At 40.4% G+C, this 24075-nt stretch carries 16 protein-coding genes; 5 read left to right on the forward strand and 11 right to left on the reverse strand.

Annotated features, from left to right (window positions below):
* Positions 1 to 42 precede the first annotated feature (42 nt).
* The 5 genes from lhgO to OU683_RS12470 all read right to left on the reverse strand — a co-directional run bounded on the left by lhgO (position 43) and on the right by OU683_RS12470 (position 5582).
* Positions 43 to 1287 (reverse strand): L-2-hydroxyglutarate oxidase, encoded by a 1245-nt coding sequence (gene lhgO / locus OU683_RS12450; protein WP_268138775.1) that lies wholly within the window; start codon positions 1285 to 1287, stop codon positions 43 to 45.
* Between the two features lie 92 nt (positions 1288 to 1379).
* On the reverse strand, positions 1380 to 2492 hold the full coding sequence (gene gmd, locus OU683_RS12455) for a GDP-mannose 4,6-dehydratase (protein WP_268138777.1): 1113 nt from the start codon (positions 2490 to 2492) through the stop codon (positions 1380 to 1382).
* Positions 2493 to 2529: 37 nt separating this feature from the next.
* Positions 2530 to 3531 carry a mannose-1-phosphate guanylyltransferase gene (locus tag OU683_RS12460; protein ID WP_268138779.1) on the reverse strand — a complete coding sequence of 334 codons (1002 nt, stop codon included), beginning with the start codon at positions 3529 to 3531 and terminating at the stop codon, positions 2530 to 2532.
* Between the two features lie 70 nt (positions 3532 to 3601).
* Positions 3602 to 5047 (reverse strand): nucleotide sugar dehydrogenase, encoded by a 1446-nt coding sequence (locus OU683_RS12465; RefSeq protein WP_268138781.1) that lies wholly within the window; start codon positions 5045 to 5047, stop codon positions 3602 to 3604.
* A gap of 49 nt (positions 5048 to 5096) precedes the next feature.
* Positions 5097 to 5582, reverse strand: a complete 486-nt coding sequence (locus OU683_RS12470) for a UpxY family transcription antiterminator (RefSeq protein ID WP_326493555.1) — start codon at positions 5580 to 5582, stop codon at positions 5097 to 5099.
* Positions 5583 to 7504: 1922 nt separating this feature from the next.
* Between OU683_RS12470 and OU683_RS12475 the strand changes: the two genes are divergently transcribed.
* Positions 7505 to 8710: a cation:proton antiporter gene (locus OU683_RS12475; protein WP_268138783.1), complete on the forward strand. Its 1206-nt coding sequence runs from the start codon at positions 7505 to 7507 to the stop codon at positions 8708 to 8710.
* A 350-nt stretch (positions 8711 to 9060) separates the two neighbouring features.
* Here OU683_RS12475 and OU683_RS12480 read toward each other — a convergent pair whose 3' ends face one another.
* The gene (locus OU683_RS12480; protein WP_268138785.1) at positions 9061 to 11493 is read right to left on the reverse strand and encodes a TonB-dependent receptor; all 2433 of its coding nucleotides are present in this window, start codon (positions 11491 to 11493) and stop codon (positions 9061 to 9063) included.
* A 186-nt stretch (positions 11494 to 11679) separates the two neighbouring features.
* On the opposite strand from OU683_RS12480, the gene OU683_RS12485 reads away from it, so the two are divergent.
* From OU683_RS12485 to OU683_RS12500, 4 genes are all read left to right on the forward strand, one after another.
* Positions 11680 to 12885 carry a sensor histidine kinase gene (locus OU683_RS12485; protein ID WP_268138787.1) on the forward strand — a complete coding sequence of 402 codons (1206 nt, stop codon included), beginning with the start codon at positions 11680 to 11682 and terminating at the stop codon, positions 12883 to 12885.
* The gene (locus OU683_RS12490) at positions 12866 to 13633 is read left to right on the forward strand and encodes a LytR/AlgR family response regulator transcription factor (RefSeq protein WP_268138789.1); all 768 of its coding nucleotides are present in this window, start codon (positions 12866 to 12868) and stop codon (positions 13631 to 13633) included. Before OU683_RS12485 ends, OU683_RS12490 begins: the two co-directional genes overlap by 20 nt.
* Positions 13634 to 13847: 214 nt before the next feature.
* Positions 13848 to 15422: a serine hydrolase gene (locus OU683_RS12495; protein ID WP_268138791.1), complete on the forward strand. Its 1575-nt coding sequence runs from the start codon at positions 13848 to 13850 to the stop codon at positions 15420 to 15422.
* A 79-nt stretch (positions 15423 to 15501) separates the two neighbouring features.
* Positions 15502 to 16263: a DUF481 domain-containing protein gene (locus OU683_RS12500; RefSeq protein ID WP_268138793.1), complete on the forward strand. Its 762-nt coding sequence runs from the start codon at positions 15502 to 15504 to the stop codon at positions 16261 to 16263.
* Positions 16264 to 16328: 65 nt separating this feature from the next.
* On the opposite strand, the gene OU683_RS12505 is transcribed toward OU683_RS12500, so the two are convergent.
* Genes OU683_RS12505 through OU683_RS12525 form a run of 5 tightly spaced genes read right to left on the reverse strand, consistent with a single transcriptional unit; the run spans position 16329 to position 24074 of the window.
* Positions 16329 to 17237: a carbohydrate kinase family protein gene (locus tag OU683_RS12505; protein WP_268138795.1), complete on the reverse strand. Its 909-nt coding sequence runs from the start codon at positions 17235 to 17237 to the stop codon at positions 16329 to 16331.
* An 11-nt stretch (positions 17238 to 17248) separates the two neighbouring features.
* Positions 17249 to 18604 carry a sugar porter family MFS transporter gene (locus OU683_RS12510; RefSeq protein WP_268138797.1) on the reverse strand — a complete coding sequence of 452 codons (1356 nt, stop codon included), beginning with the start codon at positions 18602 to 18604 and terminating at the stop codon, positions 17249 to 17251.
* 7 nt (positions 18605 to 18611) lie between these two features.
* Entirely contained in the window at positions 18612 to 20843 is a 2232-nt protein-coding gene (locus OU683_RS12515) for a glycoside hydrolase family 32 protein (RefSeq protein WP_268138799.1), read from the reverse strand.
* Positions 20844 to 20847: 4 nt separating this feature from the next.
* Positions 20848 to 22386 carry a glycoside hydrolase family 32 protein gene (locus OU683_RS12520; protein WP_268138801.1) on the reverse strand — a complete coding sequence of 513 codons (1539 nt, stop codon included), beginning with the start codon at positions 22384 to 22386 and terminating at the stop codon, positions 20848 to 20850.
* A 2-nt stretch (positions 22387 to 22388) separates the two neighbouring features.
* A complete protein-coding gene (locus OU683_RS12525) occupies positions 22389 to 24074 on the reverse strand; it encodes a RagB/SusD family nutrient uptake outer membrane protein (RefSeq protein WP_268138803.1) in 1686 nt (561 codons plus the stop codon).
* Between the last annotated feature and the right edge of the window lies 1 nt (position 24075).

The raw sequence follows: 24075 nt of genomic DNA on the forward strand, positions 1-24075 counted from the left end.
ATCTTTTTAAATTACAGAACTTAAATAGAGAACTTGAAGCTTTTAAGCTGAAATAGAACTTTTTAACACTGAAGATGTCGGAATTTTTTCATTTACCAGAAACTTTGCAAAAGAAAAACTACAGGTAAAAGCCGGAGAAACAGCATTTAGGATATGAAGGGAATGATCATTACTTTCTACTATGAAATCCATTTCTAATTGCATTGTTTCTTTATTGAGTAATTGAGCTCGAATTCCCGGCATCATCCACTCACTAAAATTTCGGGGATCGCAGTTAGAAGATAACTTTAAAGCAAGACTTGAAAAATATTTTTTATTGTATTTCCTAATCTCACTTATTGCAAGCTCCCGAAAATTAAAGGAATTTAAAACCAAAAGTTTTGATTCGTAGTAAGCTATTTCTAAAAATTCGCTTAGTTTAAAATTTCTGAACCCACTGTAATTTTCCCTCCAAAAGGCAGGTGTTGCTGTAGGACCTATTTTAATGGAGTTATTTGAGGTAACTGTATAATGAACTCCTAAAAATGGGTTTTTAAGATTGGGAACTGGATATATATTTGTTCTTACGGGACAATCTTTCCCGGTATATTTAAGGTATCTTCCTTTAAAGGGAATTATTACATACTTTTTCGAAAATCCAAAATTGCGGGCAATTAGATCAGCGTAGAGTCCGGCAGCATTTATTACAAAACCGGCTTCGAATCTTTGATTGTTTGTTGAAACAAGGTTACCTTTATTCTTAAGATAAATTGTATTGAAAAAAAACTCGATCCCCTTTTGAACCAGAATTTGCTTAAGTTTTTGACATACTTCAACGGGATTAACACTTGCCGTTGTAGGCGAAAAAAGGGCTTTTTTAAAAGTTTTAGAATTAGGTTCAATTTGATAAAGCTCCTCTTCGTCAATTAGCCTGACATCTACATTATTTTGTTTACCTCTCTTTTCAAGCTCATATAAACTCTTTAACTCCTCCTCATTGGTTGCTACAACCACTTTTTTGCATTCATTGATATAAATTTCGTTCTCCCTGCAAAATTCTTTCATGAGTCTATTCCCATCCTTTGTGAATTTCGCCTTTAAGGAATCTGAGGTGTAGTAGAACCCTGCATGAAGTACTCCACTATTTCGACCACTGGCATGTCTGGCAACATCTGGCTCCTTTTCAATTATTGCTATAGTACATTCGGGTTGAGTTTTTTTTAATTCATAGGCCGTTGTTAACCCAATTACACCGGCTCCTATAATGAGGAAATCACATTTTAAATTATCAGTAGACTTGTAATTCATAAGTGCTCCAAAAAAAAATCAATTAATAAAAACCCTCTAGCAATAACCCGCAATTGCGGTAGTTAAAAGCACGTCCATTTTACTTATTCTTCTTATTCAAACTGATTCAAAATTTTATAACCGGATTCACGGAGATGATGTTCTTTCTTCATTAAAACAATGTCGCTTTGCACCATCTCCTCCACAAGAGATTTTAAATCATATTCTGGCACCCATCTCAGTTTTTCTCTTGCTTTGGAGGGATCTCCTATTAAAAGATTAACTTCTGTAGGTCTAAAGTAACGCGGATCAACGGCGAGGATTTCTTTTCCAATGAGTAATTGATAATCTGGATTAGTACAATACAGCACATAACCTTTTTCATCGACTCCTGTCCCTTCAAACTTTATTTGAATTCCTACCTCGGCAAAAGCCATTGTTACAAAATCTCTTACTGTTGTGGTTTTACCTGTAGCAATTACCCAATCTTCAGGCTCATCTGCCTGCAGGATCATCCACATCATTCGAACATAATCCTTAGCGTGACCCCAATCCCTTCGAGCATCCAAATTACCCAGATAAAGCTTATCCTGGAGGCCAAGTGCTATCTTGGCAGCAGCTCTCGAAATTTTACGTGTAACAAAGGTCTCACCTCTTATTGGGGATTCATGATTGAACATGATGCCATTACAGGCAAACATTCCATAGGCTTCTCTATAATTAACAGTCATCCAATAGGCATACAATTTAGCTACCGCATAGGGGCTTCTGGGATAAAATGGTGTCTTTTCGCTTTGTGGAACTTCCTGCACCTTTCCAAAAAGTTCTGAGGTTGAAGCCTGATAAATCCTGGTCTTTTTTTCTAAACCCAGAAGTCTAACTGCATCCAAAATTCGTAGAGTTCCAAGTGCATCTGTGTTTCCAGTATATTCGGGGATTTCAAAAGAGACCTGAACATGGCTCATGGCAGCAAGATTATATATTTCATCTGGTTGTATCAACTGTATTAACCGAATAAGATTCGTACTATCTGTCATATCTCCGTAATGCAGAATAAAATTTCTGTTTTCTACATGTGGATCCTGGTATAAATGATCAATACGCTCTGTATTAAACTGTGAAGATCTACGTTTAACGCCATGAACTATATAGTTTTTACTTAAGAGGAATTCACTCAAATAAGCTCCATCCTGGCCCGTAATACCTGTAATTAGTGCTACTTTCATCTGTCTTTTGTGTTATTCAGTACCAATTATTCAATCCTTACCGGAGTAATTCCGGATGATTTTTCTCTAAAAATTGATAGACGGTTTTTACCTCCTGGGATGCTTCTTTTGAGACTACGAGATTGGCATCATGAGTGGATATAAGAATGCAGTTGTTCAGTCCTACGAAAAAGGTAGGCTTTGTATCTCCAATCTGCATGTTCTGATTCACGTCTATACTATGCCCGGAATTTTTAAGATAATTATATACTGATTCAAAGCTGCCCATATCGCTCCACTTAAAATCGGCTTTTACTACTTTAATCCGTTCACTTTTTTCCATTACTGCATAATCAACACTAAGAGAAGGAATCTTCATTGAGGTAAATAATTCCAGTTCACCGTTTTTCGATTTGCCCCACGCTATAAGAGCCTTCTCCATCATCTCAGGGTGATGCTTATGAAGTTCCTCAAGATAAATTCCTGCTTTAAAACAAAACATGCCACTGTTCCAAAGAAAATTTCCTTTTCTCAAAAATCGCTCTGCATTTTCCTTGTTCGGTTTTTCCTGAAAAGAGATGACATCCTCCTCTTGGTGCTCTATGTAACCATAACCTGTTTCAGGCTTATTAGGTTCAATCCCAAATGTTACCAAAAAATTCTTTTCAGCTAATGAGATCGCCTTTTCAACAGCATTGTCATATGCTTCACCTTCTTCTATAATATGATCTGCAGGCGTCACGAGTAATATATCCTCAGGATCGCAGCAAAAAGCGGCAAAAGCAATTGCCGGTGCAGTGTTTTTCGATATAGCTTCAGAAATATTTATAAAGGGAATTGATCTAAGCTTTGAAAGTATATCCTCAGTGAGTTGTTTGTTCCCTTGGTTACCTACTACAATTAAGCCGTGAGAAAAATTTTGGTTTCTTTTAACAGCCAGTTCAAATAAAGAACATCCTGAAAAGATCTCGAGGTATTGTTTGGGTTTGGATTGTCTGGATAGTGGCCATAGCCTACTACCCACGCCACCTGTTAAAAGAATGTGCAAAATTCGTGACATTGATAAATAATTTAATAAGTAAACCCCGAAATTATTTTTGGACAAAAAATAATTATAAAAATACTTGGGACTATCCCACTTTTGCAGTTCTTATTTTAACAACTTTGGCGGATCTTGGTTCTGCACCTATGCTTCTGAAAACAAACCCAAGATTCAGCATTTTTTGTGTATCCAAAAGATTTCTCCCATCAAAAAGAAATGCGGGTTTGATCATACAGTTGTAGATCCTTGCCCAGTCATAGGATTTAAATTCATCCCACTCTGTTAAAATTGCAATTGCATGTGCATCTTTACAGGCTTCATAAGGATCTGAAAAGACTTTCAATTTTGTCCGGTTCTCCAAGTCGGTTCTAGTCTCCAGAGAATCCAAATCGGAATAAATCTTTTCGGTCTCCACCCGGGGATCATATACGGCAATATCTGCCTGTTCATTAATAAGGTAATCGGCTACAGAAATAGCTGCCGATTCCCGGGTATCATTAGTATCTTTCTTAAATGCCCACCCTAAAAGCGTGATCTTTTTTCCTGCCACCGTGTTGTAAAGGGATCGGGTAATATTGGCTGCAAACCTTCTTTTTTGATGGTCATTCATCACTATAACCTGTTCCCAGTAATGTGCTACTTCGTGCAAGCCATAAGATTTGGCAATATAAACAAGGTTGAGGATATCTTTTTGAAAACAGGATCCTCCAAAACCAACAGAAGAATTCAAAAATTTTGATCCAATTCTGGAATCCATGCCTAAAGCATTGGCCACTTCCCCCACATTAGCTCCTGTTTTTTCACAGAGCTCAGATATCGCATTAATACTGGAAACCCGTTGTGCCAAAAAAGCATTGGCTGTAAGCTTTGACAGTTCCGAGGACCAGACATTTGTGGTGAGAATGCGAGTCTCAGGCACCCACTCGCGGTAGATATCTACTAAGGCCTGTATGGCTTCCCGCCCTTCTCTATCTTCCTGATCACCTCCAATCAAAACACGATCAGGACATAGCAGGTCCCGTATAGCTGTTCCTTCAGCCAGGAATTCAGGGTTAGATAATATTTGAAATTTAACTCCATTTCCGGTTGTTGTAAGGATACTTTTGAGGGTGGCCGCTGTGCGTACGGGCAAAGTAGATTTCTCTACTATTATTTTATCTGTATTTGCCACACTGGCTATCTGTCTTGCACATAGCTCTATCCATTTAAGGTCTGCTGCCATTCCTTTTCCAAGTCCATATGTCTTCGTGGGTGTATTAACAGAAATAAATATCATTTCTGCTCGTTGTATGGCTTCATTTACGCTGGTGGAAAAAAACAGGTTCCTATTTCTTACTTCTTTTATAATTTCGGGAAGCCCCGGCTCGTATATAGGAATATTCTCAACATTCTTTTCGTTCCAGGCTGCAATCCGTTTATCATTTATGTCTACAACCGTCACAGTGATTTCCGGACATTTTTGAGCAATAACGGCCATCGTTGGTCCTCCAACATAACCGGCACCTATACAGCAGATACTTTTAATTTTTTTCATGTTATACAGGTTTGAATTGTGTTTTGAAATAATTAATTTAAAAGGTGTTTTATTGATTGGCAGGTTGTAAGACTTCCCTTGTCTTGGCAGTAACGGTGCAACCAAGACTTAAAAGAATTAACTTAATCCTTTTAGTTCCCACCTCCTGAATTATGGCTTCCTGGTTTTTAAAAGCCCCTGAACTGAATGTTACCTTATCACCGGGAGATAAATGGCTTACCGAAACTTCTTCCAGCTCATCCCCATTAAGCCATTTCTCAATAACCTCAATTTCGGCATCTTTCACCAAAGCAGGTCTTCCCAGCCAGTATAGGTATTTTATGACTCCGGGTACTTCAAACACTTTGTGCCTGTCCATTTCCCTAAGCCTAACGAATACATAGGATCTAAAAAGAGGAACAGTCACTTTCTTTTTTCGGTCGGTCCACTGTCTTACCTCTGTAATTGTGGGACAATAAACTTCCACCTGGATTTGCTTTAAGGTCTCTGCAACTTTTAATTCTGCCTTTGGTTTTGTGTATAAAACGTACCACATAATTTTTATGTTTTTTTCGTTTTTCCTTTTCAAAGCTTATTTACAGTTTCTACATATTAACAGATAGTTTTCCATCTGATTTAAATTAAAACCAATAAAATATCCGTTCGATTTTTCAGCAACGATATAATCGCTACTGGTCAAACTTTGAATTTTACAGTAAAAGGTATAGGGGTTTTAAAGTCCTTAGGCCAGGCTGTAGGGTAAGCCAGCCAATCTTTAAATAGAAGTTATTAAGCTTCTGTTTTTGCCATTATTTGATTAAATTTTAAAACCTGTGAAAATAAAATCATTTCATGGCTTCGCCACGTAAATCCCATTTGGTGAATTTATTTGACTTTAGACTTATATGAGGGGGAGTAAAACAAAACAGTTTTAATTCTGTATTAATTGAAAATCATAATTCAATACAGTTTAAAAGTATAATTAAATCTTAATGCCTTCAATATCTGTGAGTTAAAAAAAACTAAAAAAATGAACACATGATTAAGAATTGCATTTACGTAAAAAAAGCAATTGTTGAAATAGACTTTTTTAGTAATCTGACATTAAATATGACTTTTTATTGAAGATTAAATTAATTTATCTTCAATAAAATTCTTTTTATTTTAAATTATCTTTTACAAGATCTAATTAATCTCGACAAAATTCTCATTTAGTCTTCCAAGAACATACAAACTGTATATTAGTATAAAAACAATTTCTAAGAAACCGAAGGTTCAGAAGAACTAAGACTTTGAAAAGTAAACATTCCTGGATTAGTCCTTAATGTGAATTAACGTATACACCTAGTTAAAAGCTCGATATCATTATGTTTTTTTTAATAACTAAAAGAAATTAAATGGATTTTAATAAAATTTTGTTAAATGGAGAATTTTCTTACACTTCTTAAACCCAGGTTAAATCCTTGACAGTTAATTTATGTTTTTCTCAGAAAAAAATTGTAATCTCTGTACGATTTTTCCTGCCTTCCAAAGACTTCAGGTCCGTTAATAAAAATCAGGAAAAAGAAAAAAATGATATTTATCCTCTTAAAATCAAGAAGATCTACTTTAGTTTTATCAGTCAAATTATCTTTAAGCACCACCAGATAAAGCAATTAAAAAGTAAATCTGTCAACCAATAATCCTAAAGCAGGGTGGCAGAGTTATTTAAACCACATCTCTATTTTATCTTATCATAAATCCTTTTTGAGTGTATAGCTATAGGAGAGTAACTTCCGTGGCCAATTTCAGAGCAAGTTCCTGACCATATCCCCATGCATATGAAATGATTTATTTAAATTAGTATTTGGGCAAACTGAGACTGGAGACTCCGCTTTTCAGTTCATGATGAAATATTATAATCTTAGTATCATAAAAATAGACCGGAGCCAGATGATACCTTTTATAAACCGCTGTTATAATTATAAAATTATCACAATACTTGAATAACCCGGGATTATTACAACTTTAAGTTTTCCATCGAAAAACATAACTCTTTTTAGCAATTTCAAAACTTTAACATCCACATCTTTTCTGCAGCCCTGGCCTTTATGTAGAGCGGTGTCTTAAACATATTAGTATTATAAACTTCCACACTGTCATTTATAACTTTTGTGGAAATATCCACAGAAGAGGGAAGAGACAATGGCTTTACAAGAAATTTGGAAGCATTGCTTCCGCATAAAAACAATAGCAGTAAAAATGAAAAACAAGCCAATCCTATAATAAAGCAAATATTTAATGGATTATAAGTATGGCTAAATGAGGAGATGTTACTAAAATCTTGCTATAACTTAATCTCTAAGGAGGTATATTTTTCGCCTGTTTGGAACCTTATTGTATGCCGAAAAATTCCTTAACATTTCACTAACAGCATTTCCTCCATATTTTTGCTCCCTTTGTTATACCTGCTGATAATCAGTTTTGTAAAACAACAAAATGATGTCTACAAATTTACCTCCTGCTCTTATTCTGGGAATTCTTTTGACATTAGGATCTATTGCCGGAATTTTTGCTGAAAAAATTAAATTCCCCCGAGTAGTTGCATACATCCTGGTAGGAGCACTTTTTTCTCCCGATCTATTAGGTGCTACTTTTGATCTTGATACCGACAATTGGTCACCTCTTTTGACTGATATTATGCTGGGAATCATTGCATATATTATAGGATCGGAAATTAATCTTAAGGATCTTAAAAAGGAAGAAAACACTGTTATTTGGGCGGTGCTGGGACAGAGTCTGGGTGTGCTTGCATTTGTTTCCCTCGGCCTGTGGTTGCTTCCTTCGGTCCTAAATATGCACTTTACACCGGGATTATATCAGGCCCTGGTTTTTGGAGCGGTGGCAACTGCCACTGCGCCCGCAGCAATATTAGGGATTATCGAAGAATACAAAGCAAAGGGAGAATTCACCAATACCCTGTTAGGTATTGTTGCTGTTGATGACGGGATAGGAATTATTTTCTTTACCCTCATTTTAGGTATGGGTGGAGAGAGCGGTTTTGGTAGCAGTATCCTGGAAGGACTTCGGGAAGTGGGAGGTGCCCTCCTGCTGGGAGGAAGTTTTGGAGTTGGTCTTGGATATATTGGCAACCGCTTCCAGCAGGAAAATTTAAGGCTGGTAACCATTATAGGATTTATACTTGCCGTATTCAGCTTATCTCAGCTTTTTGGATTTTCTATGTTGCTTAGCTGCATGAGCCTTGGGTTTATTTCGGTATTATTTTATCCTAAAAAGCAGGCTGAATGGTTGATCCCTTTAGAACACATTGAAGAACTCGTATTTGTTTTTTTCTTTACCCTGGCAGGGATTCATTTTAAACTAAATATCTTTCTTTCATCCTTCTCCCTGGTCCTCCTCTATATAATACTCAGAACATCGGGTAAATATACTGGTGCTTTTGCAGGGCTTTCCATAGCCGGTACAGATAAAAAAACCAGAAGATTACTCGGGCTATGTCTTTTCCCCCAGGCCGGGGTAGCAATCGGCCTGGCAATACGAGCCAGCAATCAACCCGGTTTCGAAGAAGTGGGTGCACTACTCCTCAACATCATTTTGGGATCAACTATTTTGTTTGAACTTGTAGCGCCTTTTGTTACCAGATATGCCCTTAAAAAAGCAGGAGAAATAAAACCTTCAGAATGAATATATCCGGCTGAAAAACAAAAATACAGCTGCACTCATTTAAATTCTGCAAAAAGATCATTTATTAAGTCTAATATTTGCAAGCAGAGCATAAACCCAGCTGAGGACTAATGCCTCATCCTCAAATAAGAAAATTCACTGGAAGTGTTATCTTTTGCGGCAACAAAATAATCAAGGAAAAAGGAGTAAAAAAATGTCCTTTTTAACCCTTTAACCTTAGAAGGATCAAGGCTCTGGCTCTTCTGTAAGAAAAACATTGATGAAAGATTTTTAACCTGGTAAAATGTGAATATAATAGAGAAACCCGGCATGGCCGGGTTTCAGATGAAGCTGTAGAAGAAAGAACTTAGTTAACCTCCCGCTCTGTTCAATTCTTCCAGAGTTTGTTGGCGGGCTTGTTTCTGCGACTCACTATTTTTAAAGCTATATCTCAAATTTATGCTTACACCTCTGTTGTAGAAGTACTGGTTCAAATCAAAAGTACTCCCCGGGTATTCAGATTCTACATCCAACTCCATTCCTTTAAATATATCTGTGGCTTTTAAGGTTAGATCGAGACGGTCATTCATAAGTGATTTTTTAAGACCTGCATCCAGGAACCATCTATCTCCAACAGTAGCTACTCCATAAACCACGGGTCCAGTGTAGTTAGCATTCACTTCCAGGTTCATATCCCAGGGAAGACGAATCCTGTGATTTGACTGCAGTGAATAGGAGAAAACCTCATTTTCAACAACTTCTTCCTCATAAGGAGTTTCATAACTGGTATGGCTCAGTACCGCTGTGTTTTCAACGTTCCAAAAAGAGGTAAGCTCCACCGGTACTACAAGTGTAGCGCCGTAAAAAGTTTTGTGATTTGTATTTGCTGAAGTTAAAATGGCCTGTCCTGTTTCCATATTCGTCCTGGGATATTCGGCGATTGCACCTTTTGTTTTAGTGTAATTCAGCATAAGCATATATTTCCCGAAAAGAGTCTGGTTAACTGCGTAAGAAGATGTAACCTCTGCCTCCAGGTCTGGATTTCCGACGATGTAGGTGTATGGATCCAGATAAAAAAGGAACGGGTTAAGCCGGCTGTAATTTGGCCTGTTGATCCTTTTGCTATAGGAGTAATTGATCTGGTAGTTGTCACTCACCTTTTGACTTAGCTGAATATTTGGAAAAAGGTCCAGATAATCCCTTTCGTATACCTCATTCATAGTTGGTGAAATCCCTTTTCCTACGGTCTGCTCGGCCCTAAGGCCCAATTGCAGATTCCAGGTATCACTTAACGTATTGCTGTAGTTGGCATAAGCTGCATAGATCTCTTCCTCGTAAGTAAAGCTATTACTCCTGTTGGTATCCAGCTCTCCTGAAGAATCTGGTCCAATATAAAACCTTAAGTCACTTTCAGAAATCACTTTACTTCCCTTAACCCCTATACTAAACTGCGACCTCTTATTCAAAGGAAGGCTAAGATCGGCCTGGGCAGCGAAGATCTCATAACCTGAATTGCTACGATTGAAGAGTTGTTCTATTGCCGTTTCACCATCGGGTACGAAGAAGTAGTTATTGGTGAAGTAAGAATCCAGATCTCTGGAAATTTTAATATAATCCAGGTTGACAGAGATCTTGGTGCCTACGGTGTCCAGCTTTCCATCATAATGCAAATTGAATCGACCGTTTCTGTAATTTTCTATCGTCCTGTTTTCTGCTGAAATTGTTTGCAGGTGACCGGTTCCAAATTTCCCAAGCTGAGTTTCAGTATCCCAACTTCCATCTTCCTCATAAAAGGAATAGTTTCCAGTAAAACCTATGCTGTGGTTCTTTTTCAATTGGTAATCTGCCCCCGCCTGGAAAGAAGGTATCCACTTTGTCTCTAGTTGGTCACCGGTTTGGTGATAATAATCATAGTCAAAATCATAGGTGTATTCCCGGGTTATCTCATTAGTGCGGGTAAAACCTCGTTTAGATAAGTCAGCACTGAAAAAGGTGTTCCATTTACCTACATTATAATTGAGGTTTATGCCTGCATTGTACCAGTTCTCCCTGTTAAATTCCACACCTCCGTAAACACTTCCGTTAAAGCCCAGGGCTATATTGTCGCGAAGTTCAATATTAATGATCCCCGCTGTACCTTCGGCTTCATATTTCGCCGAAGGATTGTGGATCAACTCGATATTCTTGATGTTTTCTGCAGGCATTGATTCGAGCATAGTTTTCAATTGCTCTGCAGTGAGATAAGTAAAGCGACCATTGATCATAATCCTTACGCCGGTCTTCCCGTTAAGGTTAAAGTTCCCATCCTGATCGGCCGAGATTCCTGGGGACTTAGAGATGATCTCAAAAGCCGAGCTTCCCGCCGCCATGGCAGTACCTTCTATCTTCACTACCATTTTGTCGGCCTCCATTTCAATTCTTGGTCTCCATGCCTGGACCATTACTTCATTGAGCATAGTTACTTCGGCAGGTAAGATCACCTGTCCAAAATCCCGTTGATAACCGGGAGATGTGATCTCGAAAGTATCTGTAAACGTGGATTTATATCCCATTGCACTAAAGCGCAGCAAATAATCTCCCTTTACCGGTGCATCCAATTCGAATATCCCGTCCATATCTGTAGTAGTTCCCGTTACTATTGTTGAATCGGGTAATTTGATTATTGCAACTGTGGCAAATGGAATACTCTCTTCTTTCTGGTCATAAAGACTACCTTTAAGCTGTCCCTCATCCTGTGCCGATAATTTGAGACATCCAAGAAAAATAAAAAATACGATTGATAATTGACTATACAACTTCATCATTTTGTGGTTTTAATTTAAATTCGATTTATTTGGTTAACAGGACAAATATCAATCTGTTAGCCGGCCACAGAAACCGTAAAATGATGAACCGGGATATTTTAGTAATGAATCGGGATATAGGATAGATGAAATAAAAAGGAGTTTTGAAGATTTCCGCTTATTTGCATCTTAAATAATACTAATTCTATGGATGCGCGACGACCATTACTTAAAAAGCTATTAATTCTTTACATTTACCTACACAAAGAAATCCTCCATCTTATCAAGACAGGAAAGTTGCATAGCATTCTCGCTTCAGAAGAAAAATATTCTTCTGATCCTCCCCTTAAGCAATGGCTTCTAAAATTGATGTTGAGAGCTTTAATTTTGAGTTTTCTGGTATTCTTTACAATGGTGTATATACACCAGGGCTCTCTTATCTTTAATGAAGATGGCTCCGCCATTTTCAATCGGATCACAATATTTGAGTTTTCTGCTACTGTTCTTTTTCTTTTCCTGGTATTCCTTGTTCACAGGGGAATTTCAAAATTTATTAATAACTACCGCCTTGCAAATTATGATTCCTTCTATAGGGGATTAATGGAGGCGATACTGGTCATCATAAGCACAGTGATTTTACTTTACTTGTGCCTTTTCGTTCCCTTCAGGTTTATTTTTCCAAATATTGAGATCCCACCGGACAGGATAAGGTTCAATAACGTGGTGATGGCGATAATCACCTTGTTTTTCTATTATTTTGTGGAAAGAGAGAGGAGCAAAAAGCTACTTCAAAAAGAAATGTTACACGCCGCCCGTCTTCAAAAGGAAAATTTTCAGGCCCAGTTACAAAGTTTAAAATCGCAGGTAAGTCCACATTTCTTGTTTAACAGCTTAAATGTTCTTCGTTCCCTAATTCTGCAGGATCCTGAAAAAGCTTCAGACTTTACAGAGCGCCTTTCAGATCTTTACCGGGCATTTCTGGAGAATAGTGACCAACAATTAATTCCGCTGAAAAAGGAACTGGAAGTTGTAAAATCATACATCTTCCTTTTAGAAACCCGTTTTGGAAGTGCGGTTAAATTTGAACTTGACATTTCTGCCGAAGTGGAACAACTACAGCTTCCGCCAGGAGCCCTCCAAATGTTGATCGAAAATGCGATCAAACATAATGGGTCTACAAGGAAAAAGCCTCTAAGGATTAAAATAACGGTTGAAGAGGACTATTTGTGTGTGGAAAATAATCTTCAGCCCCGCCTTGACGAAGTGAGATCGACAAATACAGGGCTGGAGAACATTAGGAGACGCTACGATTACTTTACAGACAGAGAAGTCGAAATCCAAAATTCAAAAGAAAAATTCATAGTAAAACTGCCACTTTTAAAGATCCAGTACAATGAGAACAGTCATAATTGAAGATGAAGCTTTTGCAGCCGACGCTCTCGAAAGTCTTATCCTGCAGCTACGGCCTGAAATGGAGATCCTTAAAAAGCTGGAATCTGTTGAAGAGTCTGTTGAGTGGTTAAAAACACATAAGCAGCCCGATGTATTGTTCTGCGATATTCATCTATCTGATGGCAGCAGTTTTGAGATCTTTAAACAAGTAGACCTGCAAAGTCCGGTAATTTTCACCACCGCTTTTGACGAATATGCCATTGAAGCTTTTAAAGTTAACAGTGTCGACTATTTGCTGAAACCCATCAAAAAAGATGCCCTGGAAAAATCTATTAAAAAGTACGAGAGCCTGCAGCAGGGAAATATGCAACAGGAACTTGAGAACATTAGGAACTTACTACAAAACGGACCATTAAAGCCATCAGTCGCAAAAAAGTCCCGTTTTATGGTCAAAAGTGGACAGAGCATAAAAGTCATTCAGCAGGAAGAAATCGCCTTTTTTCTGGCCGAAGAAGGCATCGTGCTTCTGGTGAACTTTGATAAACAAAGATTTGTCATTGATTATACCCTCGATCAACTGGAAGAGCAGCTTGATTCTGAAAAGTTCTTCAGGGTAAACCGGCAATTGATCGTTAACATTCATGCAGTTGCCAGGGCAGAACCTTATTTTAAAGGTCGTCTTCTTCTACAGACTGATCCTGCCGCGCCGGGAGACCAGGTTATAAGCAGCAACAAGGCATCAGCCTTTAAGAAATGGCTTGATCTCTAAAAAAACTCCAGACTTCTCGCAGGAAATTTTTATAATCCTATTCCTGTATCTTGTTGCAACCCTAAACCCGTTTCTTTAAATAAATCAAAAAGAACATTTTTTTAAGTCTAATATTTGCAAGCAGAGCATAAATCCAGCTAAGGACTAATGCCTCGTCCCTCAAGTAAGAAAATTCCCCGGAAGTGTTATCTTTAGAGGCAAAATATTTTACCTCATGAAAACCCATCTTATAAAAATTTGCCTGATAACTTTTGTGTTCTTCGGATTTTCAGGATTTTCAGGATTTTCTCAAGGTCTAAACCAGAAGCAAATAGACAGCCTTGTCCAAAAAACCATGAAGACCTTTAATGTCCCCGGTATTGCTGTTGCCGTTCTTAAGGATGGGGAGGTAGTCCATATGGAAGGCTACGGCACCCGGTCCCTAAAAGACGGGGGAAAGGTGGACGAAAACACCCTTTTTGGAGTAGCTTCCAATACCAAGGCTATGACCAGTGCCGCCCTGGCAATGCTTGTTGATGAAGGTAAGCTGGAATGGGACACCAAAGTCATTGAAGTACTTCCGGAATTCAAATTATATGATCCTTATGTCACCAGCGAATTCACAGTGCGGGATCTGCTCACCCACCGCAGCGGACTCGGTCTTGGCGCCGGGGACCTTATGGTGTGGCCATCACAAAATACCACTCAAAAAGATGAACTCATTTACAACCTGCGCTATCTCAAGCCGGTTTCCTCTTTTCGTTCCCAGTACGATTACGACAACCTGCTGTACATAGTGGCCGGGGTCATTGTCGAAAGGATCTCGGGTCAGGATTATGAAACTTATATTGAAGAAAACATTTTTGACCCCCTTGGCATGGATCGTTCGGCTGTGAATTATAACCTCATCGAAGACAAATCCAATGTGATCGACGGTCATGCACCTACAGACGGAAAACTGGTACCGGTAGGCCTCAGCTTTACCGATGCCGCTAACCCTGCTGCCGGAGTTTATTCTTCTGTAGCCGATATGAGCAAATGGGTACAGGCGCAGCTTAACGGCGGAAAGTATGGCGAGAACCTGGAAAAAGAACTCTTCAGCGAGCGGCAGCATCGGGAAATGTGGAAGCCGCAAACTCTTACAGGCACCGGAAAAGGAGATTATAATACCCACTTCAAAGCTTACGGACTGGGCTGGTTTTTAAGTGATGTGAACGGCCACCTGGAGGTTACCCATACCGGTGGCTTGCTGGGAATCGTGAGCCAGGTGACCATGATCCCCGAACTGGACCTGGGGATTATCGTGCTTACGAATCAGCAATCCGGGGCAGCATTCAGATCCATTACCAACAGTATCAAGGATGCTTACTTCGGAATTGAGGGAAAAGACCGGATATCCCAATACAACGAAAGCAGGTTAAAGTATGAGAAAAGAGCTGATTCTGTTGTGGCTGAAGTCTGGAAGAATGTAGCTGAAGTTCAGAAGAAAAGTAAAATGAGTGCAGAAGCGCTCTCGAACTATTCCGGAACTTACGAGGATCAATGGTTTGGAAAGGTAAACATCAAAATGCAGGATGGAAAACTACGTTTTGAAGCCGAAAATTCCCCCGATCTCCACGGGGAAATGAGCTTTTACAAAGGAAATTCCTTTGTGGTGAGATGGGATGACCGCAGTCTTAATGGTGATGCTTTTGTAATCTTCTCCCTTGATCGCGAAGGACGGCCCATCGGTTTCACCATGGAACCCGTCTCCCCTTTGACCGACTTTAGTTTTGATTTTCAGGACCTGGATTTTAGTAGGATAAAATAGCCGGCAAAGACCGAAGTAAAAAAAGAGGCTCCGAAAAGCCCGGGAACAGGTCAATTTAAAAATTTTACTTTTGCCAGCTATGATAAGAATTCTCCTTTTAGCTACAGCTTTATTGATTCCGGGGGTAATCTCTGCGCAGTTGGTGAATATTGAATCCAAACGTGTGCAGACCGATTCGATAAGGTTCACCCTCGACGCCGATTTCTCCTTCAACCACACCAACAATGACGGAAGCCAGGTCAATCAGATAGATGCTGCCCTTACCACGCAGCTTAAATCAAAAGACCTCCGAAAGATCTATTTTTTCCTGGGGAATTATAAACTCATAGATTCGGGAGAAGAAAACCTGCAGAATGCCTGGTTTCTTCACGGGAGGTTTAATTACAAGTTTAGTCAGCTTTTAAGATTCGAGACCTTTCTCCAGGGACAGTATAACCAGCTTCTGGTGGTAGAGCAACGAAATTTGATTGGTGCAGGACTTCGGGTTAAGTGGATTGATAAGGAAAGGTTTACCGGTTATGCCGGCAACAGCTATTTGTATGAAATGGAATCCAGTGACCGGGCAGGAACTACTAACTATAATCACCGCAACAGCACCTATCTTACTCTCTCATACAAAGCAAAATCACAAAAGTTTTCCATTACCAATACTGTGTACTATCAGCCGCTTTACAGGGATGTGAAAGACTACAGGATTCTGGAGCAATTTAGACTTGACATTCCCCTTTCCACCTGGCTAAAAGTCTTTACCCTTTACAACTATTATTTTGACAGCAAAACGCCGTTAAATACCGAGGAATACACCTCAAACCTCAATTTGGGTGTGGGGATCAGAATATAACAGTTTAGGTGCTATGTCCTATAAAGCTTTTGCGCCGTTAAAAATTCTCATTAAGAAGAGAAAAATTACCTCCAGGTAAAACCCGGGGCATAAATAAATTCTTTGACCTTTTTCGGATCCAACTTTGGATTGGCTCCTTTCTCCCCTGCTACCAGTGCCCCTAGGGCACAGGCAAAATCGAGGGCATTCTGCGAATTTTCTCCCTGAAAGATTTTAGCCAGCAGTCCGGCCATAAAAGAATCCCCGGCACCTACTGTGTCTTTAACCTCAATTTTGAATCCGCTGTTGTACACCAATTTTCCATCCCGGTACAGAACTGCACCATGTCTTCCTTTGGTAACACAGATAGTCTTTGCTGAAGAATTCTCTGCTATATACATTAGATTTTGTTCGAGAGAATGAAAAGAAGATCCAAGGATTTCCGCAATCTCAAAAAGCTCGTCATCATTGAACTTAATGAAATCGGCTTTATTGATGAGGTCACATAAAAGTTCTCTGGTATAATACGGAGGCCTTAGATTAAAATCCAGGACCTTATATTTTGCTTTTTCAAGCAGTTCAAAAAGGCTGTTTCTGCTTACCTCATCCCGGCACACTAAACTTCCGAAGATGAAAAGATCACATTCTTTTGCAGCTTCCAGGTTTTTGGGAGTTAATTCTATTTTATCCCAGGCGGCCGGGTAGGCGATCTCATAGGTGGCCGATCCGCTTTTGGAAAGGCTCACATTCACCACCCCGGTTGAGTATTGAGGATCCCTGAGAACATTGGAAGTCTCCACTCCCTGCTCTTTCAAAAATGCGATTATTTGCTCCCCTTTTTGATCGGCCCCTATTTTACTTATCATCCGGGTATTAATTCCCAGGCTGCTCAACCGGGCAGCAACATTTAACGGAGCGCCGCCTATTCTCTCCTCATCGGGAAAGACATCGAACAGCACTTCTCCATAACATACGGCTTTTACTACTTTATTCATCTTTAATTACTCTAATGCTGTTCTGCCATCGCTTCTTTTCGTCGGCCAGAGATATTTTCAGAGAGGAATTCCAGCTCCTGGCCTTTGGTTTCGGGCATGTAGAATTTCACCCAAAATAGTTGCAATACCATCATAAATGTAAATATTCCGAAGACTACCGGCGCTCCTATAGTGTCAAACAAAAAAGGAATGAATGAGGGAATTAAGGCTGCCAGCACCCAGTGTACCGAAGAGCCGAATGACTGCCCATTCGCTCTAAGATGGTTAGGGAAAATTTCAGAAATAAAGACCCAGATCACTGCTCCCTGTCCTATTGCGTGAGAAGCAATGAATACAAAGAAGAACACTGGCACGTACATTCCCGGCCAACTTTGTTGAAAGGCCAGGGTTACCAGTCCCAGGGAAATTATATAACCTACGGAACCTATATACATCAATTTCTTTCTTCCCATTTTATCAATGAGAGCTACTCCAATGAGGGTAAAAACCAGGTTTATTACACCTATCCCAACGCTGCTTAGTAGAGCCGATGATTCTTCAAGACCCGACATTTCAAATATTCGGGGCGCATAGTAAAGGAAGGCGTTGATCCCCGAAAACTGGTTGAAAAAAGCGATAAAGAAAGCCAGCATAAGGGGGAAGGAATATTTTGGTTGAAAAATGCTGCTTTTCTGCCGGCTTTCCTTCTCATGATCTCTTACGATTATTGCCAATTCAGTTTCCGCATCTTTATGAGGATAGATCTTCTCAAGTATTTCTTTGGCCTTTGCGGCCTGGTTACGATAAATGATCAACCAGCGTGGACTCTCAGGCACAGTAAAGACCAGAATTGTATAGATTAGGGCAGGGAAGGCTTCCACGCCTATCATCCATCTCCACGCATCTTCTCCCACGTCCTTGAGCAGGTAATTAGATAAATAGGCAATTAGGATCCCGAATACAATATTGAACTGGTAGAGCGCAACAAGACGACCTCTTTTAGCCGCCGGTGCTATTTCGGAAACGTAGGAAGGAGCCGCAATGGTAGAGACTCCAACTCCTATCCCACCCAGAAATCTGAAAAATGCAAATAAGTAGGGATCATTCGCATAGGCAGAACCCACAGCCGAGATAAAATACAGGATCCCGATGCCAATAAGTGTGTTTTTCCTTCCGTATTTGTTAGTAGGGAAAGATCCGAAAATAGCTCCCAATACTGTTCCCCACAAGGCCATGGACATCACCACCATCCCATGAAAAAGATCTGAGGTATCCCAAAGGCTTTGCAACTGTTTATCGGCCCCCGAGATCACTACGGTGTCAAAGCCAAATAGGAACCCGGCAAGAGCAACAACAATTGACCAATAATATAATTTAGATGAATTCATTCAAGACCTAATTTGCGGAAGATTCCATCTCCCAAATTGTTACATTTTCGGCAGTGGCATTACCACCTTCCACGAATAATTCAATATCATCTGCCGAAGGCAGGGTTGGAAAAAACCTTCCGGTAAAGTGGTCTTCTCCATTGATGAATACTTCAAAAACAGAACCATCCACGAATACCCTCACATCAAAGGTTTCCCCTGCAGCGATGTTATAAGCTCCCTTGCGAATATCTTTTCTGGCCCCTTCAGCCAAAGAGGACTGCGACGCATCGATCACCCATTCCTGCGCTTCCACATCGTAATACACCTTCAGCTGTTCTGCACCGTCGTCTGAACGACCAAGTAAAAATCCTATTTTTGAAGCCGAACCTGTGTTAAGTTTTGCGTTGATCTCATAATATCTTCCGCTCTCACTTAGGTAGTCTGAACCTTCGGGAGTTAGTGAAATATTACTATATTCACTCCTTTCCCCGCGGTATTCAGAAACATTTGGATGGGGAGTAATTTTCAATTCGTTATTGGAGTCCAGCTCCCATACCTGTGGCAGACTAAAAAGATGTGCCCACCCCGCCTGTTGCTGGAAACCGGGACTTACCTCATCGGGAATGATTCCTATAGCTGTTGTTATACCCTCTGCATCTACAGTAACAGTGGGAGAAAGGAAGCCGTTAACCACTTCAAAATATTGAGCTTCTTGATGATCAGGAGTAAATTCCTGTCCATTGAAATCTCCAATCCAGTAAAAAGTTCGGGCGGGGCTGGTGTGATCTGGCGTTTTTTGCACCAGGAACAAATATTTTCCATTTGGAAATTTGTGAACAATAGGAACTTCCCAGAATTCACCTTCCCCTTCGGCCATCTGACCCTGAAAGAAAACTCCCTGGTAGCTGTCATCCCAGTTGTAGAGATCATTTGAGGCGTAGAGCACGGTATTTCCACCAACTCCTCCAATTCCTGCCCCCACGATCATATACCACGTATTACCCTCTTTCCAAATAAAAGGGTCTCTGAAGTCCAGATTAACATCTGACGGACGACCTGCGATAACAGGGTTTTGCTCAAATTTCTCAAAAGTCTGCATATCGTCAAAGCTCACTGCCAGAGCAATACTGGCCTTTACTCCGTTTACCCCTGTATAAACAATTACAGGGTTTCCATCATCATCTACCGTAGCATCTCCTGCCCAGGCTCCAAAATTGTCATACGGATTGGAAGTTGGCCATAAGACATTGTTGAGATCTTCCCAGGTCACAAGATCCTGACTCTTCATATGACCCCAGTTTTGCTGCGCAATTCCAAGAAAGACATCGTTTTTCTGATAAAACATGTGATACTCTCCTTTATAGTACATCAATCCATTGGGTTCATTAGTCCATCCGTAATCCGGAATTGGATGATAGATAGGTCGGTTGGTATCTTCGGCTAAAAATCCGAATTCGGTATTAAATTCTACTGTTGCAGGTGGGTTCACTGCTGAAAATAGTGCAGATACATCAGCTACCTCCGGACGGCCTTTAATAATCCTTATCTCGTCCAGCGCTCCGCTGAAGTAATCGATATCAAACTGCCCCATTCTTTCACCAAAAGCATTTTTTCCAATGAAAACCTGGGTAGTTCCTTCGGGCCAGGTTATTAAACCTGTTGCAGTATTGTTCTCTGCAATCCTTTCCTTATTGAGATAAGTAGTTACTACACCTCTTTTGGTGTCAATGGCAACCGCAATATGGCTCCACTGATGTCTCGGAATAGATTTAGTACTGGCTACAGTAGTTTGCAAAGCCCCATTGACGTAAAGCTGAACTACTATCCTTCCAAATTTGTTGATCCCAACTACCGCACCTGTATTGCCGCCCTGGCTCATCAAAGTCACCATTCCGGCTGTGCCTATAGGATAGGATTTTACTGCGGTCCAAAGGGAAATGGTTAGTAATCCCTGTGGCAGGTCCATGGTAGGTAGCTCACCGCTTACCGTAGTGGAAAGTCCGTCAAAGAACAGGGCATTGCCTTCCACACCCTGCATCCTGTTCACTTCATTTCCGGTAGCTGAAATTGAAAATTCTGTTCCTGTCTCTCCTTCTGAAGTTGAAAGTCCGCTCTCCTCATTAAAGCCGAAACTGTACAGCGTTTCAAAACCTCCTTCATTCAAAGTATCCCGTGGCACTTCCAGGTCATCATTGCTGCAATGCACCGATATAAAGGCCATCACAAAAATCGGAATTATAAATCTTAGTTTTTTCATAATCTTAATTTTTCCAAATACTTTTTATGGTGCTTATTTTCACATCCTTAAGGACGCCTCCCTCCTTTGACCTTATGATCATTTGAGAAAGTGGTTTTGAAGGAAAGATCTGGTTTGTCATGGAGTACCTTCCCTGGTCAATAAAAAGTTCAACCGAAGAACGATCCAGGTAGATGTCAAAAGTGGCATTTTCAAGCCCCGTTACATCCATTTGCTGCACGCGGGCATCAAATTTCTCATTAAACTCATTTTTTCCTGCTTCCCTTCTATCAGTGTAGATGGTGCCTCCAGTGGCGTCATATCCAATCAAATATTTTTCTCCGCTGTCATTCTTAAATTCGATTTCAAAGTCGCTTGGCGCTCCTTCAAACTGAAAAGAGACTTTTGCCTGTGAAAAATCAAATTCCTTAGTAAAATTTTCCTGAAGGTTTACTCTTGCTTCTGAAAATTCCTGCTCACTGATTTTTGATAGCTGTTCTACCGGAAAAGAAGCCAGGAAATAACCATTTTCATCCTTTTTCAATTCAAGCTCTCTCGGAAGGGTCATTGCACTGCGCCAGATTCCTGTGGGTGTTTGGGTAGCATAATCCCAGTTACTCATCCAACCTATAAAAATTCTTTTCCCATCGGGGGTATTGTTAAAGGTTACACCGGCATAGTTATCTGTTCCGTAATCTAACCATTGGTTCTCTGTCTGGTCTGTAGTGAAATTCTTTCCATCATAATCTCCAATGAAATATCTGGTGCCCGATCCTCCATTTGGCGCTCCGGGGTTATGGCTTATGATCATTACCCACTTCTCTTCCCCTGTTCCATCCACCTGCAGTGGAAACAGATCGGGACATTCCCAAACTCCCACCGGCTCGTCCACAGGATCTTTAAAATCACTTACTTTATCCCAGCTCTTAAGATCATCTGAGGAAAACAACTGTAGATAATCTCCTGCTGCGATGATCATTTTCCAATTATCTGTGATAGGATCATGAAAGACCTTTGGGTCTCTGAAATCCCGAACGCCCGGGTTTGGCAACACAGGGTTTCCTGAATATTTGGTCCAGGTCTTTCCCTCATCCAGGCTATAGGCGATTCCCTGGTACTGGAAATCCTCACGGCCTTCCTTTTCCATATTAGGATTGTGATAGGTAAAGATGGCCACCATGGCATTCTCCCCAAACCCGGCGGTATTATTTTTATCGATAACCGCACTTCCGGAAAAAATGTATCCAAGGCTATCAGGATATAGCGCTATTGGCTGGTGATCCCACTCTATCAGGTTTTCACTCGTGGCATGGCCCCAGTGCATTGGCCCCCATACAATATCATCTGGATAATATTGATAGAACAAATGGTATTTTCCATTTTGATAAACCAGACCGTTAGGGTCATTCATCCATTTTTCCTTTGGGGTAAAATGGTATTGTGGCCTAAACTTTTCGTCCATAAACTCAGGTTCTGCGGCCGCAATTTCAGTCGCTTCTTTCTTTTCACCACAACCTGCCAGAAACAAGCCGATTAAAATACCTAGAAAACTAATCTTCTTCATTCTTAATAATTTGGGTCTTGTGTGTAAATTCCTCCTGCAAGGTCTATTTGTCTCTGCGGAATTGGGAGATAATTATGTCTCGGCTCAAGAAATTGTGCTCCCGACAAATAACCTCTTTCATCCTGCTCTTCCTGAAAGTACTCGTTAAGAACTTCACCAGATATCCCCCATCTTACAAGATCAAAGAATCTATGACCTTCAAAGGCAAGCTCCAGGCGGCGTTCCATACGTAAAGCTTTCAGCGCGTATTCCTGGTTTGGAAAATTATCATATAAGCCAATATTGTAGTTTGCAGCAGGTTCTCCCTCCTCAGTTAGCACCACATTTGAATTGGCAGCTCTTTGGCGAATCTGGTTGATCAATTCTCTTCCTGTTTCAAGATTTCCAAGCATAATGGCTGCTTCGGCTCTCCACAATAACACATCAGAATATTTAATGATTGGCCAGTTTAGTGCTGAACCTCCCCAGGGCCAGCCATCGGTGGCATGCTCATCGTTTACCGAAAGCAGGTTCTTTTTAATCGCATAAGGGCCATAAATATTAGCTTCCCTTGCCCAACTGGCTTCATACTCTCCCATATCCAGCCATGGAATCCCGGGACGACCTATAGAATGATCCAAACGGGGATCTACAAAGGAGGTTTCATTTACATTCGAGTCATTGAAATTGTCCAGCAGGGGCAAACCATTGGCATCTACTTTAAAAGCATTTACGACATTCTGGCTCGGACGGTGAAAGCCGTCTCCGCCATAAGGCCCCCGGGGTACATTTAGAAGATTTCCCCAATTGATCTGTCCAAAAGCCGAATTATCATCTATAGAGTGTTCTATGGACCAGATCATCTCAGTACCATGTTCATTTTCTACAGAATATTGTTGCTCATAGCTTTCCAGTAAAGAATACCTGGCCATCAGTAGTTCTGTTTCGGCCATTACTTTCTCCCATTCTTGTGTGAAAATATATGTTTTAGCCAGGTAAGCTATGGCTACATCTTTGTCTACCCTTCCTTCCTGCGGCTGACTTTGAGGAAGGTGTTCCTTTGCAAAAAGGAAATCTTCTTCGATCTCTGCCCAAAGCTGGGCTTCAGTAAGGTCATTGGTGATCTCATAGGATTCCTCTACTGTTATAAAAGTATCGATGTAAGGGAAAGTTCGGAAGAGCTTCTTCATCTCGAAATAGAAGTGTCCTCTCAACAGGCGCATCTCTGCAATACGGGTTTGCTTTGCTGGGAACTCCTCTTCAGAAATAAGATCAAGCGCATAGAGGGCTTCATTAGTTCTGCCAATTGCAGCATACATGGCAATCCATTTCCTCTCTAAAAGGCCATTTTCGGGAGTAATATTCCCAGTCTCTATCTGGTGCAGTTCGATAATATCGGCAGTTCCACCACCTCCTTTATAAGTATCATCAGATCGTATATCCCCAAAACCCCAGTTGGTTGGAGAATGCAAAAAGGTAGTATTGCCATAAAGATTTGTACCACCTGTAGCATTGTTGTTGTTAAGGATGGCAAAACTCAGGTCAAGACCAGAGTAAGCCGCCGTAACAAGACCTTCAACCCCATCTGGAGTGATCAACTGTTCATACTCTACAGTACCTTTTGGCTCCACATCTATATAATCTTTCGTACATGCTGTAGCTACCGCAAAAAAGACAAAGAGGCCGGTAATTTTATATATTGACTTCATA

Source organism: Salinimicrobium sp. TH3 (genome assembly GCF_026676115.1).
Classification (GTDB): Bacteria; Bacteroidota; Bacteroidia; order Flavobacteriales; family Flavobacteriaceae; genus Salinimicrobium.

Coding starts and splice junctions, on each gene's coding strand:
- OU683_RS12520 (WP_268138801.1), bottom strand. CDS start 22,386: ATGAAGAAGATTAGTTTTCTAGGTATTTTAATCGGCTTGTTTCTGGCA.
- OU683_RS12480 (WP_268138785.1), bottom strand. CDS start 11,493: ATGATGAAGTTGTATAGTCAATTATCAATCGTATTTTTTATTTTTCTT.
- OU683_RS12465 (WP_268138781.1), bottom strand. CDS start 5,047: ATGAAAAAAATTAAAAGTATCTGCTGTATAGGTGCCGGTTATGTTGGA.
- OU683_RS12485 (WP_268138787.1), top strand. CDS start 11,680: ATGGATGCGCGACGACCATTACTTAAAAAGCTATTAATTCTTTACATT.
- OU683_RS12500 (WP_268138793.1), top strand. CDS start 15,502: ATGATAAGAATTCTCCTTTTAGCTACAGCTTTATTGATTCCGGGGGTA.
- gmd (WP_268138777.1), bottom strand. CDS start 2,492: ATGAAAGTAGCACTAATTACAGGTATTACGGGCCAGGATGGAGCTTAT.
- lhgO (WP_268138775.1), bottom strand. CDS start 1,287: ATGAATTACAAGTCTACTGATAATTTAAAATGTGATTTCCTCATTATA.
- OU683_RS12495 (WP_268138791.1), top strand. CDS start 13,848: ATGAAAACCCATCTTATAAAAATTTGCCTGATAACTTTTGTGTTCTTC.
- OU683_RS12460 (WP_268138779.1), bottom strand. CDS start 3,531: ATGTCACGAATTTTGCACATTCTTTTAACAGGTGGCGTGGGTAGTAGG.
- OU683_RS12490 (WP_268138789.1), top strand. CDS start 12,866: ATGAGAACAGTCATAATTGAAGATGAAGCTTTTGCAGCCGACGCTCTC.
- OU683_RS12515 (WP_268138799.1), bottom strand. CDS start 20,843: ATGAAAAAACTAAGATTTATAATTCCGATTTTTGTGATGGCCTTTATA.
- OU683_RS12470 (WP_326493555.1), bottom strand. CDS start 5,582: ATGTGGTACGTTTTATACACAAAACCAAAGGCAGAATTAAAAGTTGCA.
- OU683_RS12475 (WP_268138783.1), top strand. CDS start 7,505: ATGATGTCTACAAATTTACCTCCTGCTCTTATTCTGGGAATTCTTTTG.
- OU683_RS12510 (WP_268138797.1), bottom strand. CDS start 18,604: ATGAATTCATCTAAATTATATTATTGGTCAATTGTTGTTGCTCTTGCC.
- OU683_RS12525 (WP_268138803.1), bottom strand. CDS start 24,074: ATGAAGTCAATATATAAAATTACCGGCCTCTTTGTCTTTTTTGCGGTA.
- OU683_RS12505 (WP_268138795.1), bottom strand. CDS start 17,237: ATGAATAAAGTAGTAAAAGCCGTATGTTATGGAGAAGTGCTGTTCGAT.